We start from the raw sequence: 13,495 nt of genomic DNA, 5'->3' as shown, positions 1-13,495 counted from the left end.
TGAAGATTGTGATTAATTAAATTACTGATAATACAAAGGCCTAAGCCTAAACTTTTTTTCTTCGTATTGAGGTATAAAAGGGCTCAAATATTTTAGAGAACTTTTCTACTAAATGCCACAACCACTATCTTGGTAATTTATAATCAATTCATCCTCATCGGCAACAATATTAATATGGATAGTCCCTTCATTGATATTTTCAAAACCATGTATTATTGAATTTTCGATAAGATTAAAGAATATTTGCCACAATATTTCTTTATTTGCTTCAAGGTTTAAGTTCTCACTTTGAATGAACAGTTGATGCGAACCTAATAAACGTTTCATCGCCTTGCTAACTTCGGCTAGATAATTTTTCATTCAAGACGATAAGTTTATCTTCAGCAGCAGTCATTGCCGTAAGCGCATTGCCTGCGGGTGCACTAATTTCATGAGAAAATCCCGAAATTAAACTACTATGGTTAACCATTTCTCAGTGGTAATATCTAAACGGTATTGTTTTTTGCGGCTCGCGATGATAAATAGCAAAAGGCTCAAACGTTACTGTTAACTCGTAGCACATGCTTTTTCAAAATATGAGCTTTAATAATGAAGGTGATGCCTACTCATATTTTGTTAAAAATGTTGGACTTGATAACTACCTTGCTATTTTATTAAAGGTAATAGAGTCAATTGAACCTCCCGTAACTCTAATAGATTTTAGTGTTGGCGCTGCAGTTGTTTGGCGGCTGTCTGAAATTAAGGATCATAATTTCATTAACCAAGCTTTTTGCTACTACAGTTCACAAATAAGAAATTTCACCAAAATTGAACCACGTTTTAAAATAAATTTGTTTTTTCCTGCAAGTGAACCTCATTTTGATGTTGTAGAATTACAAGCTAGCCTTTCAACAAAAAAACATGTAAAAAGTGAAATCGTTAAATACTTACATGGTTTTATGAATTCCTATGCAAGTAATTATAGTGAGCATGGTTATACGGAACATATAGAACTTTTGTGTGCAACTTCCAGCTAACAACCTGCTGTTATATCGATGAACATTTTATTAAGTACACATGTCCTAGCGTTATATAAGAAATAGCAGTAGTAACGTTTCCAATAAAAAACGACCGAACCAAAATTACAAAATTACAAAACTACAGCACGATAAGCGTCAATGATATGTTGCACGTCGTTAGTCTTTCCTTGCTGTATACGTTGGTAATGATTCAGGGTTTTTTTTAAGTATTTATCCGCTATTTCAGCTTGAGTGAGTGCGTATTTTATTGAGTGTTCATCCGAGGGTAAAGATAAGTCTGTAGTTAATTGTGACTGCCAAATTATATCACCAACCGGACTTACTTTTCTATCTGCTGTACTTGCCGATGAAACCAATAATATTTCATAGAAACGTTGATTATCTTCCACTAACCTCTCGTCTTTCAAACTAAAATCTAATTCGATTAATTTGCTACGTAATGGATATTGGTGATGAACCGGGCACAGTAAAAAATCAATAGTTAAGTTTTTGTGCGCTTGATAAATAGCCTCAATAAACTTGATCATCAAGTCACCGCCAACTCCGGCAATAATAATTAGCTGTTTTCCTTGGAATGACGCTAAAGGAAGTCTTGTCACATCGAGACAATGAGTTCGCCAACTTGAAGATGAATTTGAGTGTTTATTTGAGTAAAAACGCTGCAGCTTATTTTCTACTTCAGCCATTAGCTCAGGCACAATATCAACAAAATGAATAGTAGTGGCAGCTTGGCGTGACAATAAAGCGCTGCCAAGCAAACCATGATCACAGCAACAATCCCAAATATGGTCGTACTGTGAGGTCACCATTTTTTCAATTTTCTGTAATCGGTTACTTAATTTTAGGCTGTGTTTCAAGAGTAAAGCTTTTAGACGGTTAAAATGTCGTTATTGTATAGCGAAGTCGATGAACCAACAAGCACTTCAAAAGAGACTAAAAATAGTAAGAAGCAGTAGGGCAAAAAATACAGACTTTGATTTTTCGGTGATTCCCTCTGCTGAAAATGTCTATAGCATCAACTTGATTCTTTCTACTATGCTGCCGAATCCAGATGACGGCAAGGTATCGGTCGAAAATACCAAGCTTGATGGCATGAGAGATCATATCTCTTTACCAGTAACACATCCGTTTATGATGAAAAATAATAAAGTTATCAAGCAAGTGCTTTATTATCTTAATCATGGTCAATTTAGCCGGTAGATCGGAGCAAAGATTAGCAGAAATGGATAATCATAAATCCCCTTGGATTATGTATTAATAGTAATCGATAGTTTTATTGAGTTAACTGAGAATTTAACATAAACCTTACCGCTCGGGGCAATCAGATTCAATACCGTAACCCAAGTAATAATAGCCATTCCAAAGGTTTATACTCTTGTATGGAGTAGAGCTCCATATATCAAAGTTAATACCTTCTGACGCAGCGCAGACAGAAAATGAATCAATTTGACCATCATTATTCAAATCGAGTATTGCAGATATCGACAGTGAACGACTATTTTTTCAAGTACTACTGCTATTCCATAAGTAAAGGTAGTATCAAACTGACCTTCTTCTGGTTTAGAGATTAAGTAAAAATGATTGCCACCTGATGTTTCCTCATGAAGAGGCAGACACTTATTGGGATTTTTAGTGGGAGCAATTATCTCGGAGCGAAACCTATTTCCCGTGCCTTCCGCATCCACTAATGTCACTAACGTACCTTTAGGCAAGTTTGGCATGTTAATCACCAAGCATTCACCGTAAAACCAACCAGCATGTTTGGTTATCGGTTTATCTTGAGCATCATCCATTAGACTGGTGCAGGCGGAGATTATCATAGTAAGGCATGCTAATACTGGTACTTTAATCATTCTATTTCGCATTTAACTCTAACAATTTAGCATTTATCTCTTGTCGTAGCATGAGAGAAATTGTCACTAGTGATACGATATGGGTATTGTTTTTCATGAGGGGCTTCGAGTTAAAAATTCCCTTTTAAACACTTTTCAGTCTCAACTCTGATTCGAACAATAACATTACCGCCTTTTATCTTTAGTTAGTCGTCTGCCAGAATGTCAAAGATGATTTTACTTGGGGTTCTGTAAAAAGCGGTACTAACCAATAACAATGTAAGGACAATATGTGCGCTTAGCGGAAGTTACAACATCGTTATAGCTAACGGTCGTTGCAAGCTCATTGCTGCCGTTGGCAGCTCTAACCTGAAACTATTAAATCAAAGCCAAAACGACTACTTCAAATGCTTTGACCGCATTGGTTTACTAGAGTATCTTAATTTTCTTTGTATATAATCGAAAGTTCAGTTAATTCATCTTTTTTTTTGTTTGAGAATTCAGTAAAATAGTAGTCTTTAACAGTTATGTAAAGGTTAGTGATGAAACGCGTTGTTTTATATATTTCAGATAAATGCCCCCATTGCCGTGAAGCTCAAAAATACTTGGATGATAATGGCATTAAATACAGATTAACAAATGCGAAAATGCAGCGCGGTAGAAAAGAGCTTGACGCTATAGGGGCTCGCTCTGTACCAGCCCTTAAAATTGGTAATGAAGTAATGATTGGCTGGAATCTAGAAAATTTTAAGAAACTCTATGCCGCAGATTAAGAAGCAGAATTATCTAATTTAGCAAACAATGAGCGACTGGAGTACTATAAAGCGTCTATACTATTGCGTTTATCATCAACTAATTATACAGATATTTTAAATAGTAGTGATGAATTAATATCTTTACATGTATTTTGGCTTTAAAATCAAAGGCAAAATATGATAAAATCGATTTTGCTTTGCGTAAAGAAATAGACCTTATTAAAGAACTAGATAAGCCTTTTAATTTAATAACAAGCTATGAGATTTTGACTAACCAAAAACTCTAAGTTGCTCAAACGGACACGTAACAGTTGGCCGCTTAACAACGTGCTATCGATACAAAATCTAATCCAAAACTGTGTCGGATACTTATTAGCTAATGTCTGCTCGGTGGTACTTTCCGCCCCTAACATCTAATTTTAAAAAATTAGTAAAGTGTCTACGAAAGTGGTGTAAGATCATTCCTCAAACATTTTAGTTAACTATAATTTTCAGCTTATGTAAGCGTTATATGTCAAGGAAAAATTATGCACTCTCAAAAATCTCGTAGATTAAGAAAAAAGCTTTATTTGGATGAATTTACTGTAATGGGGGTTGAATTAGATTGTAATTTAACCTGTAAGGATGAATCCGAATTAGCAACAGTAATGGATGACTTTTTTGTTTATGTTAACACCCTAAACTTGTGTATTGGTGGTGGTGGTGATCTGACTTCCTTTGCCGGCTTTATTTCTTCCCATGAGCGCTATGGTTCAGTCACTGAATCAGACATAACAAGCATCTCTAATTGGTTGAAAGACCAAAATACCGTTTCAGAGTTTAATATTGGTGAACTTGTCGATGCTAACTATGGCATATAAGCCATAGTTAGTGGGACTCAACCAGTTTGCTGTTTCGTTCCTCAACATTTTAGCCCACAATTTTTTTCCCTTTATTAGGGGGTTAGTTTTCGCGAGAGAATTATGCATTGTAATATGTGTAGAAAACTCTTTTAGAAGCAGCAAAAGTTTGTGCTGCTTGTGGACATTACACTCAAAAATGGAAAAACAATACTTTAAGTTTCAAAGCAGCTGAATAACCAAGAATAGTAGTAGGGCACTTCAAACAGGGTTTTAACTAGCTATTTTCTAGTTATTGAAGTGTTTTGGTTGTTTAATCAACTGTTTAACGTACATTTAAGTTTATTTAAATGATACCGTGATCCGCTGTATCCCATTGCTATAGGGGTTTTTCGCCCATCCCCTCGAAATTAACCTTGAGCCTATTTTTTAAACAATAAGCTGATGTAAGATAATGAAAAAATTTAGAGGTAAATCATTATTACTACCCAAAACACTGTAAGCGTATAGCGAACGGCACCTGCCTATAGCGTTTTTTCTCATATACATTATCTCCTCTACTTAATTTAGGAGATAAGCATGAGACTTTCGCGTAACCATGAACAATTGAAAACCATCATTGAAGATCAACAAACCAGCGGCTTAACCATTATTGATTATTGCCAACAGCAGCAATTATCAACTTAGAGCTTTTATGCCCTCAGAACGAAACTCAGCTTGTCGTCAGGTAACTTTGTTCGCGCTAAAATAACACAACAGATCGAACTCGTTGAAGAGCAAGCGGTCATAACCGTCACAGTGGGCAAGTCAAATGTCAGTTTACCTGCATCAACTCCAGTTACCTACTTAAGCCAGTTATTACGCGAGCTTATTTAATGAAGATATTTGTTGACCCTTCAGCGGTTTTTCTTCATCGAGATTTTGTTGATTTTCGTAAAGCAACAAATGGCCTCGCTGCACTGGTTGAAGATGATCTAAACCGTGATGCCTATACGGGCGCTTTATTTGTTTTTTGTAATAATACCAAAGACAAACTGCAAATATTGTATTGACTGATAAAGCACAAAGATAAAATCCCGCCTAAAAGCAAATTGGGCGAAGCAATAAGCTACAGTTTAAATCAGTTCGATAAATTCCAACGCTACCTTGAAGATGGCAGACTCTCGATTGATAACAATCGAGCAGAGCGGGCAATAAAACCGTTTGTGATCGCGCGCAAGGCATGACTTTTTTCAAATACATGCAATGGCGCTCATGCGAGTGCTATTCTCTATAGTCTCGTTGAAACGGCTAAGGCTAATGGCCAAGTCGTGCATGACTATATCTCAAGATGCTTGCAGCATGTTGCTGAGCAACCAAACAACCTTGAACCGTTGTTACCATGGAACGTTGAGCGCGGCTAGGTGCCGATCCCCATACGCTTATGAAAGGTATGAAATAGTCCTTTTAGCAAATCTACGTGTGATCATAAATTCACCGATGCTATTTAAAAATGAAGATTCGGACATAGTAAAATAAATATTTAACGACTGTGTTTATATACAGTGTGGCTGGGATTGTAAATGTGTCTTTGATAGACGGAATATTTCCGTAATGCACGCAATAATGAAAAAGTTAAAATTTTATTAAAGTCTTTGATATTAAATATGAAAGAGAGTATTTTAGTATGAATTAAATATCATGATAGATGGAAAAAGTCCGTGTTTAAATACGGAATTATTCTCTCTATTAAGCTGTTATGTGTAAATGAGTATGGATGAAGCATTAGTTAAATTAACAGAATATGTATGCGCAATGTCAGAAGCACTAGCTAATGATGGTAATGCCAATGATCGACCTATTTTAACTAAGCATTTAGCTTTCGCTGCTGAAATGTATGCGTTGTTACATAAAACTCATGAGGTTTCAGCTATTCACGATTTAGTGAAAACTGAAATACGTGGACATGGTTACTCATTTATAGCTGGAGCTTCAGGCGAATCCATTGCAAAAAAATGGGTGGCTTTTACTGAATCTTGTGGTGTTAAACAATAATTACACATAACAAGGCAAATCAACAAGGACACGCAACAGTTGGCTGCGTTTCGCTTCGCTGCACATTTTAGCCAACTATTACTTAGCCTGTTATTTGGGCGTTAGTTGGCACCACGAAATCAGCCCCATATTAATGTGTAAGAGCGGTGTTTTCTAAATTAATTTGGTGGGTTACACCTCAGTTTTCGCCAGAGAAGTTTGGTTATGATCGCTAATAGGCTTTACGCTTTTTAAGATACTTTGCGGTAAAGCCATTAGCTAGTTCAGGCAGTATTGCTTGGCTCAAAATTCTTGGTTTGGCGAGTCGTGGTGCTAGGTGTTTTTGGCGTCTTCCTCCCATCCCATAAATATGGTAACTTGTTGTTAGCTTTATTCTTTTACCAACCAGCAACTAACAAGAACATCAAACGGAAAAATTACAGTTGGCTGTTTTTCGTTCCTCAAACATTTTAGCCAACTATAATTTTCCGCTTATGTAAGCGTTATGTAACTTAATCATCTATGGAGTTTTAATGAAACGGATTTATCTATTTTTAGCAATCGTTGGTGCAATCATTCCGTACATTTTCTATTTTCAATTTATACAAGTTGAAGGGTTAAACTTTTCTTTATTTATAATGGAATTATTTGGTAGTAAAGCTGCAAGTGGGTTTACCGCAGATGTATTATTAGCAACTGTCGCGTTTTGGTTTTTTATTTTTCAACGCTCTAAAAACCCAACAGCTCCCAGGCCTTTTCTATTCTTTATATTAAGTTGTACCGTAGGGTTATCGTGTGCGTTACCGGCATATTTGTATGCCAATGAAAAACACGCGAATAACGTTACATAACAAGCAATTCAACGTGACACGCAACAGTTGGCCGCGCTCACTCCGTTCACAATTATGGCCAACTATTACTTAGCCCGTTAATTGGGCGTTAGTTTAATTATCAATATAGGTGTTTCATGATAAAAAGGGATTTTAAATTTGTCGTAGAGCTTGCAACTGAGTTCTTTACTCAAGAGTACATTGTTCAGCGTATGTCTTTAATTGAGAGTAAAGATATTTCAGGTTGGGAAATTTGGCTTCAAGTCGAGTTTGCTATGTTCCTTGAACAGCACATAGCCGTGGGTGAGTGGATTCGTGAATTTCAATACTCAATGGATATGCGCTCTTCAAAAAAACAGAAATATATGGCCATTGATTTCTTAGTGCGTAAAAGGGGTGCTAAGTTAGATCAATATATAGCTATTGAAATCAAACAAAATAAAAGTGCCGCATCTTGCATTAATGGCATGATGAAAGATGCATGTAAAATTAGTTTAGTCAAAGGTTCAGAGGACGACATTCGAACTATGTGGTCTTTGGGTATACATCAAGCTTTACCACAGGAAGACTTAGAAAACCTTGTAAATAGTTATGCGGATGAATATGAGGTTCAATTAGGACCTAATTGTATTAAAACGAAACCCATTGAGAATACCAATTTTGCATTCACAGTTTTTTAAACTAACAAGCACTTAAAACGGAACAAAAACAGTTGGTTAGGTTCCGCTTCGCTACACATTATAACCAACTATTTTTGTCCGCTTAAGTGGGCGTTATGTATCTTAAGGAGTAAGATGAAAAATTTAGCCTTTGTATCTCTAATATTAGTATTTACACCATTATGTAAAGCAGATCCTTATGTATATGTTGATGGCTCTTATAATTTTAAGGCAGAAAATATTAATGAATGTTGGAACTTGGGAACTAGCAACCCTATGTTAGGTGTTTGCCAAGAACACTTTAAAAATTTAACAAAAAATAAATTAGATAGTAGTTATAACAATTTACTTTCCAAATTAACTCGCGATAAAAAAGAGCTTATTAACGCACAAACTAAATGGGAAGAATTTTCTAATTTACAGTGTCAATTTGAGGCTAAAGCCTCTGAGTCATACTCGAAGCCTTATAAAGTATATGGTGAATTATTTAATATTTGTATGGACGAGCTTCGTGTAAATCGCTCTAAATATCTGGATTATATAGATACTGATTGTGCGGGCTGTGTAAAATAAGTAACCCTAAGCAGTGGTGGAAAGCGATACATAACAAGCTATTAAACAAGGACAAAAAACAGTTTGCTGTTTTCGTTCCTCAACATTTTAGCAAACAATTTTTTGCCTGTTAATAGGGCGTTAGTTGTACCGCTAAACAAGTGAAGTTTTATTGCAAAAGCGGTGTTTTATAAATAGGTTTGGTCTGTGTTTTAGGTGAGTTTTCGCCATTAACTTTTGCTCTTTAACCAGCGAAATTCAACCTCATTTGTCAATTGAAGGTTTAATGCGTTCGCTTCTAAACGGGTACTTGCGTGGCTCAAAAGTCAGGCTTTATGTTGTAGCGGTACGGGTATTCTTTATTATTAATTTACGCAGTATGCTATGGTAACTTGTTGTTAGCGTAGAGCTTTTAATCCCAACAACTAACAAGCAATTCAACAGGACACGCAACAGTTGGCCGCGTTCACTCCGTTCACAAGTATGGCCAACTATTACTTAGCCCGTTAATTGGGCGTTATATGTTTTTAAAACTTAGCTTTAGGGCAAAACCTTTGCGTTTCGCCAAATCAGGTTTTTATGTTTAATCACGAATAGGTTTACACTGTCATTCGGTTTAATTATCGTTTACTGCACAACCATTCGTTCTAAATCGGTTATTTATGTGGCTCAAAATAGAGGCTAATGATTATTTAACTGTGCCTTTAAGTTATTGTATCGCTTGGTTTTACCAGTATTGCATCTAACAAGCAATTCAACAGGACACGCAACAGTTGGCCGCGTTCACTCCGTTCACAAGTATGGCCAACTATTACTTAGCCCGTTAATTGGGCGTTATATGCGGTTAAAACCTGAGTATTAGAGCAAGACAATCTTTTTAGTTTTACGCTAAATCAGGTTCAGTTTAATCACTAATAAGCATTGCCTCTTTTACCTTTTTCAAAGGTGGCAACGCTATTAAGTTTATTCAATCAGTTGTGAGTAGCGTAAAAATTCACAGCTTAATTATGTATTACAGTGCCTTTAAGTTATTGTATCGCTTGGTTTTACCAGTATTGCATCTAACAAGCAATTCAACAGGACACGCAACAGTTGGCCGCGTTCACTCCGTTCACAAGTATGGCCAACTATTACTTAGCCCGTTAATTGGGCGTTATGTGCCAGTGCATTGTTCGGAGGGTAATATAACTAAGGAGGCATTTCGTGTCTGAAACTACATTGCGATTAAAGATAAATGTTAACAATAAACGTATGTTTAATAACATTACCAAACTACTGAATAGTTTTAAGCATAGTGAAGCGCCTGATGAGTCAATACCAAAGACAATATTAAAGCCTTTTTCTGGTTGGAGTGAAGATTTATTGAATATTCATTCAATAAATTGTGATTACCCAGAAATCAGCTGCATAGCGATTGGTAGCCAAATGTTAAATAGCACCCCTGCATCTCTGTGGAAATTGATACAAAAGCACTCTTTTCTTTGCTTAGCAATTCTTGATGATTCACGTTCAGATAGTTTGACGATAAAAGGTTGGACTGATGAATTTACCCTCGAATATGCAACAGGTTCTAGCTCCGGCTATGATGATGAATTGAGGAGTAGTGTTTTTGAACGTGAAGATTACTTTGTAGTCGCAGAAAATATTCTTCAAAAAACGTATAAAGAAGAACTAGAATTAATGAAGTTAAAAGCCCCCTTCAAAGAATATAATTCTAATCAGCTTCTTTTTTACACAAAATCTAGACCTAGTTTCACTAAGAAGCACTTTGAATCCATAAAAATTCACCTGATAAATAAAGGATGGAATGTTCATTTTACAAACTATGCCCTTGAAATAGTAAAAACCGAGCCTAATGATTATATTGGGGAAATAGATTATGATGCAAAATATGTAACTGACTTTGCTTGTATCGCGACTAAAGATCTCAACCTCAATCTTGATAAAATTGAGAGAGGGAGAGACTTCATTGATGCGAATAACTGTTCAAAAATAATCACCGTAAGCTCCATACAGGATTGGGTAATTGAAAAACCAAAAATTAAAGGTCCTGATCTCAAAAAAGCCTTTAAGGGCTGCAAATCATTTTTAGACTTCTATTTACTTGATGGTAAATCTGATACTGATGGACAGGAGTTTTTTAGTTTACTAGTCCAGTTGACTGCGATGGAAGTGGAAGGAAGAGTAATAGAAGATCATGAAAGCAAGGCATTTTATTTGGTACCAGTTAGATAGCACATAACAAGGGTTTTCAAGTCGGACAAATTACAGTTGGCTTTTTGTTCGTGCCTCACTTATTTTAGCCAACTGCAATTTGCCGCTTAAAACGGCGTTATATGCGGTTAAAACCTGAGTGTTAGAGCAAGACAATCTTTTTAGTTTTACGCTAAATCTGGTTCAGTTTAATCACTAATAAGCATTGCCTCTTTTACCTTTTTCAAAGGTGGCAACGCTATTAAGTTTATTCGAAAAGTTGTGAGTAGCGTAAAAATTCACAGCCTAATTATGTATTACAGTGCCTTTAAGTTAGTGCAAAGTTTGGTTCTACCAGCGTTGCATATAACAAGCAATTCAACGTGACACGCAACAGTTGGCCGCGCTCACTACGTTCACAATTATGGCCAACTATTACTTAGCCCGTTAATTGGGCGTTAGTTGGCACCACTAAATCAGCCCAATATTAATGTGTAAGAGCGGTGTTTTCTAAATTAACTTGGTGGGTTACGCCTCAGTTTTCGCCAGAGAAGTTTGGTTATGACCGCTAATAGGCTTTACGCTTTTTAAGATACTTTGCGGTAAAACCATTAGCTAGTTCAGGCAGTATTGTTTGGCTCAAAAATCATTGTTTGGTGAGTCGTGGTGCTAGGTGTTTTTGGCGTCTTCCTCCCATCCCATAAATATGGTAACTTGTTGTTAGCTTTGTGCTTTTAACAACCAGCAACTAACAAGAACATCAAACGGAAAAATTACAGTTGGCTGTTTTTCGTTCCTCAAAATTTTAGCCAACTATAATTTTCCGCTTATGTAAGCGTTATATGCCTATGGAGGCACTGCAAACTTTTATGGATATTCGTAGTATTTCCTGGGGGCAAACAATCCCACTTCGTCATTCTGTTCTATGGCCAACAAAATCACCTGAATATTGCCATGTCGAAGGTGATGAGGATGCTTTGCACTTTGGTGCTTTTGATAATAAGGAACTTGTTTGTGTTGCTTCCGTATATATAAAAGCAGATAAAGCTCGCTTGCGTAAATTTGCGACTAAAGCTAATTATCAAAACCAAGGAATAGGCTCAATCATGTTGAAATCTATTCTTGATTCACTCAAAAAAACTGATGTAACAGTTTTCTGGTGCGATGCTAGAGAATCAGCTTTAAGTTTCTATCAACGTTTTGGCATGCAGTCATATGGGGAACGCTTTTATAAAGCTGATGTCTCCTATTTTAAAATGAAAGTCGTTTTATAGTTAATTAAAATCGGCATATAACAAGCACTTCAAACGGAACAAAAACAGTTGGTTAGGTTCCGCTTCGCTTCACATTTTAACCAACTATTTTTGTCCGCTTAAGTGGGCGTTAGTTGGCTAATAAAAAAGATCGTATAAGTGCTAAATAATTCAGTTTCACCAATTCACTGTTTGGTGCTTTACCGCGAATAAGTTAGTCACTTTTATCACGTTTCTGAAAGGTGTATTAGCGTAACTATTCGCTCTAAATAGTGAGTGTAATGGCTCAAATTCACGGTTTGGTATTTTCATTACGGTGCGTTTAAGTTATTGTTGTACTTGGTGAAAGTATGTTGCAACTAACAAGCAAATCAACAGGGACACGTAACACTTGCTCGGTTCCACTTCGTTTCACATTTTAGCAAGTATTACTTAGCCCGTTATTTGGGCGTTAGTTGGCACCACGAAATCAGCCCAATATTAATGTGTAAGAGCGGTGTTTTCTAAATTAACTTGGTGGGTTACGCCTCAGTTTTCGCCAGAGAAGTTTGGTTATATTCGCTAATAGGCTTTACGCTTTTTAAGATACTTTTCGGTAAAGCCATTAGCTAGTTCAGGCAGTATTGTTTGGCTCAAAAATCATTGTTTGGTGAGTCGTGGTGCTAAGTGTTTTTGGCGTCTTCCTCCCATCCCATAAATATGGTAACTTGTTGTTAGCTTTGTGCTTTTAACAACAAGCAACTAACAAGAACATCAAACGGAAAAATTACAGTTGGCTGTTTTTCGTTCCTCAAACATTTTAGCCAACTTTAATTTTCCGCTTATGTAAGCGTTATGTGCCCTAAAAATTCGGTGTGCAATTTATATTCAAGGTGATTAAAAATGAAAATGTATATATTTATTATAGGTACTCTGGCTAGCTGTTTTGCATCAGCGGATACTGATTGCTCACAACCCAACTTGAAACCATATCAGCAAAGAAATTGTGCTTATATGGATGCAGAATATGATCTTGAGCAAATCAATAAATCTGTTCGTGAAAAACGTGAAGATGAAGAATCCGCTAGAAAGATAGCGGGACGTGACGAAACCTGTCCATCTAAGGAATATATGAACACATTTATTGCTTATCAAAAGTCATTTTTAGCTTACGAATCAGCAAAATGTAATATGGAAGTGTTCTGTGTTGGTGTTACTTCCCCTGCTAGTTGTGGACAAATGCATTCTGAAGCAGAGGGGAAATGCGAAACTGTTGGGCTACAAAGTTTGGTAATCGAATTGAAGAAATTAAATCATGAAACATGGGGATGTAAAGAGATTAAGTTGGGTGGTACAGGCACATAACAAGCAATTCAACAGGACTAAAAACAGCGGGCTATTCGCTTCGCTCAAGTTTAACCCACAATTTTTAGCCCGTTAATTGGGCGTTAGGGTAATACAGAGGTCCCCATAATTATGCACGAATATATTTTTATTTTACCTATACTCCTTTTTCTATTATTGGGTGTAATGAGCCCAGGACCTAGCTTCATCTTAGTGGCTCAAACTGC

The 13,495-nt window shown here is 36.3% G+C and carries 16 protein-coding genes and 1 pseudogene; 14 read left to right on the top strand and 3 right to left on the bottom strand.

Translation table 11 applies throughout. The annotated features are described in order from the left end of the window. Nucleotides 1-108: 108 nt before the first annotated feature. On the bottom strand, nucleotides 109-360 hold the full coding sequence (locus ASU03_RS08045) for an ATP-binding protein (RefSeq protein ID WP_057831352.1): 252 nt from the start codon (nucleotides 358-360) through the stop codon (nucleotides 109-111). 215 nt (nucleotides 361-575) lie between these two features. Here ASU03_RS08045 and ASU03_RS08040 point away from each other — a divergent pair, with 215 nt between their 5' ends. Then, on the top strand, nucleotides 576-1,016 hold the full coding sequence (locus tag ASU03_RS08040; protein ID WP_197411222.1) for a hypothetical protein: 441 nt from the start codon (nucleotides 576-578) through the stop codon (nucleotides 1,014-1,016). 113 nt (nucleotides 1,017-1,129) lie between these two features. Here ASU03_RS08040 and ASU03_RS08035 read toward each other — a convergent pair whose 3' ends face one another. Next, entirely contained in the window at nucleotides 1,130-1,876 is a 747-nt protein-coding gene (locus tag ASU03_RS08035; protein ID WP_082627212.1) for a tRNA (adenine(22)-N(1))-methyltransferase, read from the bottom strand. A gap of 49 nt (nucleotides 1,877-1,925) precedes the next feature. Here ASU03_RS08035 and ASU03_RS21900 point away from each other — a divergent pair, with 49 nt between their 5' ends. Continuing rightward, complete coding sequence (locus ASU03_RS21900; protein ID WP_057831350.1) at nucleotides 1,926-2,219, top strand: hypothetical protein; 294 nt, start codon at nucleotides 1,926-1,928, stop codon at nucleotides 2,217-2,219. A gap of 260 nt (nucleotides 2,220-2,479) precedes the next feature. Here the strand turns inward: ASU03_RS21900 and ASU03_RS08025 are convergent, their stop codons facing one another. Continuing rightward, complete coding sequence (locus ASU03_RS08025; RefSeq protein WP_157465860.1) at nucleotides 2,480-2,839, bottom strand: hypothetical protein; 360 nt, start codon at nucleotides 2,837-2,839, stop codon at nucleotides 2,480-2,482. Nucleotides 2,840-3,393: 554 nt separating this feature from the next. Between ASU03_RS08025 and ASU03_RS08020 the strand changes: the two genes are divergently transcribed. The 12 genes and pseudogenes from ASU03_RS08020 (at nucleotide 3,394) to ASU03_RS07970 (ending at nucleotide 13,289) form a co-directional block, all read left to right on the top strand. Continuing rightward, a complete protein-coding gene (locus tag ASU03_RS08020; RefSeq protein WP_019025898.1) occupies nucleotides 3,394-3,624 on the top strand; it encodes a glutaredoxin family protein in 231 nt (76 codons plus the stop codon). 509 nt (nucleotides 3,625-4,133) lie between these two features. Beyond that, nucleotides 4,134-4,466, top strand: a complete 333-nt coding sequence (locus ASU03_RS08015) for a YggL family protein (RefSeq protein WP_057831348.1) — start codon at nucleotides 4,134-4,136, stop codon at nucleotides 4,464-4,466. Nucleotides 4,467-5,162: 696 nt separating this feature from the next. Next, entirely contained in the window at nucleotides 5,163-5,321 is a 159-nt protein-coding gene (locus ASU03_RS21430; protein ID WP_231731533.1) for a hypothetical protein, read from the top strand. Continuing rightward, nucleotides 5,321-5,497 carry an IS66 family insertion sequence element accessory protein TnpB gene (gene tnpB / locus ASU03_RS08005; protein WP_082627211.1) on the top strand — a complete coding sequence of 59 codons (177 nt, stop codon included), beginning with the start codon at nucleotides 5,321-5,323 and terminating at the stop codon, nucleotides 5,495-5,497. Before ASU03_RS21430 ends, tnpB begins: the two co-directional genes overlap by 1 nt. A gap of 18 nt (nucleotides 5,498-5,515) precedes the next feature. Continuing rightward, nucleotides 5,516-5,848: pseudogene (locus ASU03_RS20675) on the top strand (IS66 family transposase); the annotation flags it as partial. 349 nt (nucleotides 5,849-6,197) lie between these two features. Beyond that, the gene (locus tag ASU03_RS08000; RefSeq protein ID WP_157465859.1) at nucleotides 6,198-6,479 is read left to right on the top strand and encodes a hypothetical protein; all 282 of its coding nucleotides are present in this window, start codon (nucleotides 6,198-6,200) and stop codon (nucleotides 6,477-6,479) included. A gap of 512 nt (nucleotides 6,480-6,991) precedes the next feature. Then, nucleotides 6,992-7,309 (top strand): DUF2834 domain-containing protein, encoded by a 318-nt coding sequence (locus ASU03_RS07995; protein ID WP_057831346.1) that lies wholly within the window; start codon nucleotides 6,992-6,994, stop codon nucleotides 7,307-7,309. A gap of 116 nt (nucleotides 7,310-7,425) precedes the next feature. Continuing rightward, entirely contained in the window at nucleotides 7,426-7,968 is a 543-nt protein-coding gene (locus ASU03_RS07990) for a hypothetical protein (RefSeq protein WP_057831345.1), read from the top strand. Nucleotides 7,969-8,082: 114 nt separating this feature from the next. Beyond that, a complete protein-coding gene (locus ASU03_RS07985; protein WP_057831344.1) occupies nucleotides 8,083-8,520 on the top strand; it encodes a lysozyme inhibitor LprI family protein in 438 nt (145 codons plus the stop codon). Nucleotides 8,521-9,702: 1,182 nt separating this feature from the next. After that, complete coding sequence (locus ASU03_RS07980; protein WP_057831343.1) at nucleotides 9,703-10,734, top strand: hypothetical protein; 1,032 nt, start codon at nucleotides 9,703-9,705, stop codon at nucleotides 10,732-10,734. 827 nt (nucleotides 10,735-11,561) lie between these two features. Then, a complete protein-coding gene (locus ASU03_RS07975) occupies nucleotides 11,562-11,966 on the top strand; it encodes a GNAT family N-acetyltransferase (RefSeq protein WP_057831430.1) in 405 nt (134 codons plus the stop codon). Between the two features lie 861 nt (nucleotides 11,967-12,827). Further along, on the top strand, nucleotides 12,828-13,289 hold the full coding sequence (locus ASU03_RS07970) for a lysozyme inhibitor LprI family protein (protein ID WP_057831342.1): 462 nt from the start codon (nucleotides 12,828-12,830) through the stop codon (nucleotides 13,287-13,289). Nucleotides 13,290-13,495 lie beyond the last annotated feature (206 nt).

The organism is Colwellia sp. TT2012 (genome assembly GCF_001440345.1).
In the GTDB taxonomy this organism is placed as follows: Bacteria; Pseudomonadota; Gammaproteobacteria; order Enterobacterales; family Alteromonadaceae; genus Colwellia.
The sequence above is the reverse complement of the archived record's forward strand: the minus strand, read 5'-3'. Positions and strand labels throughout refer to the sequence as shown.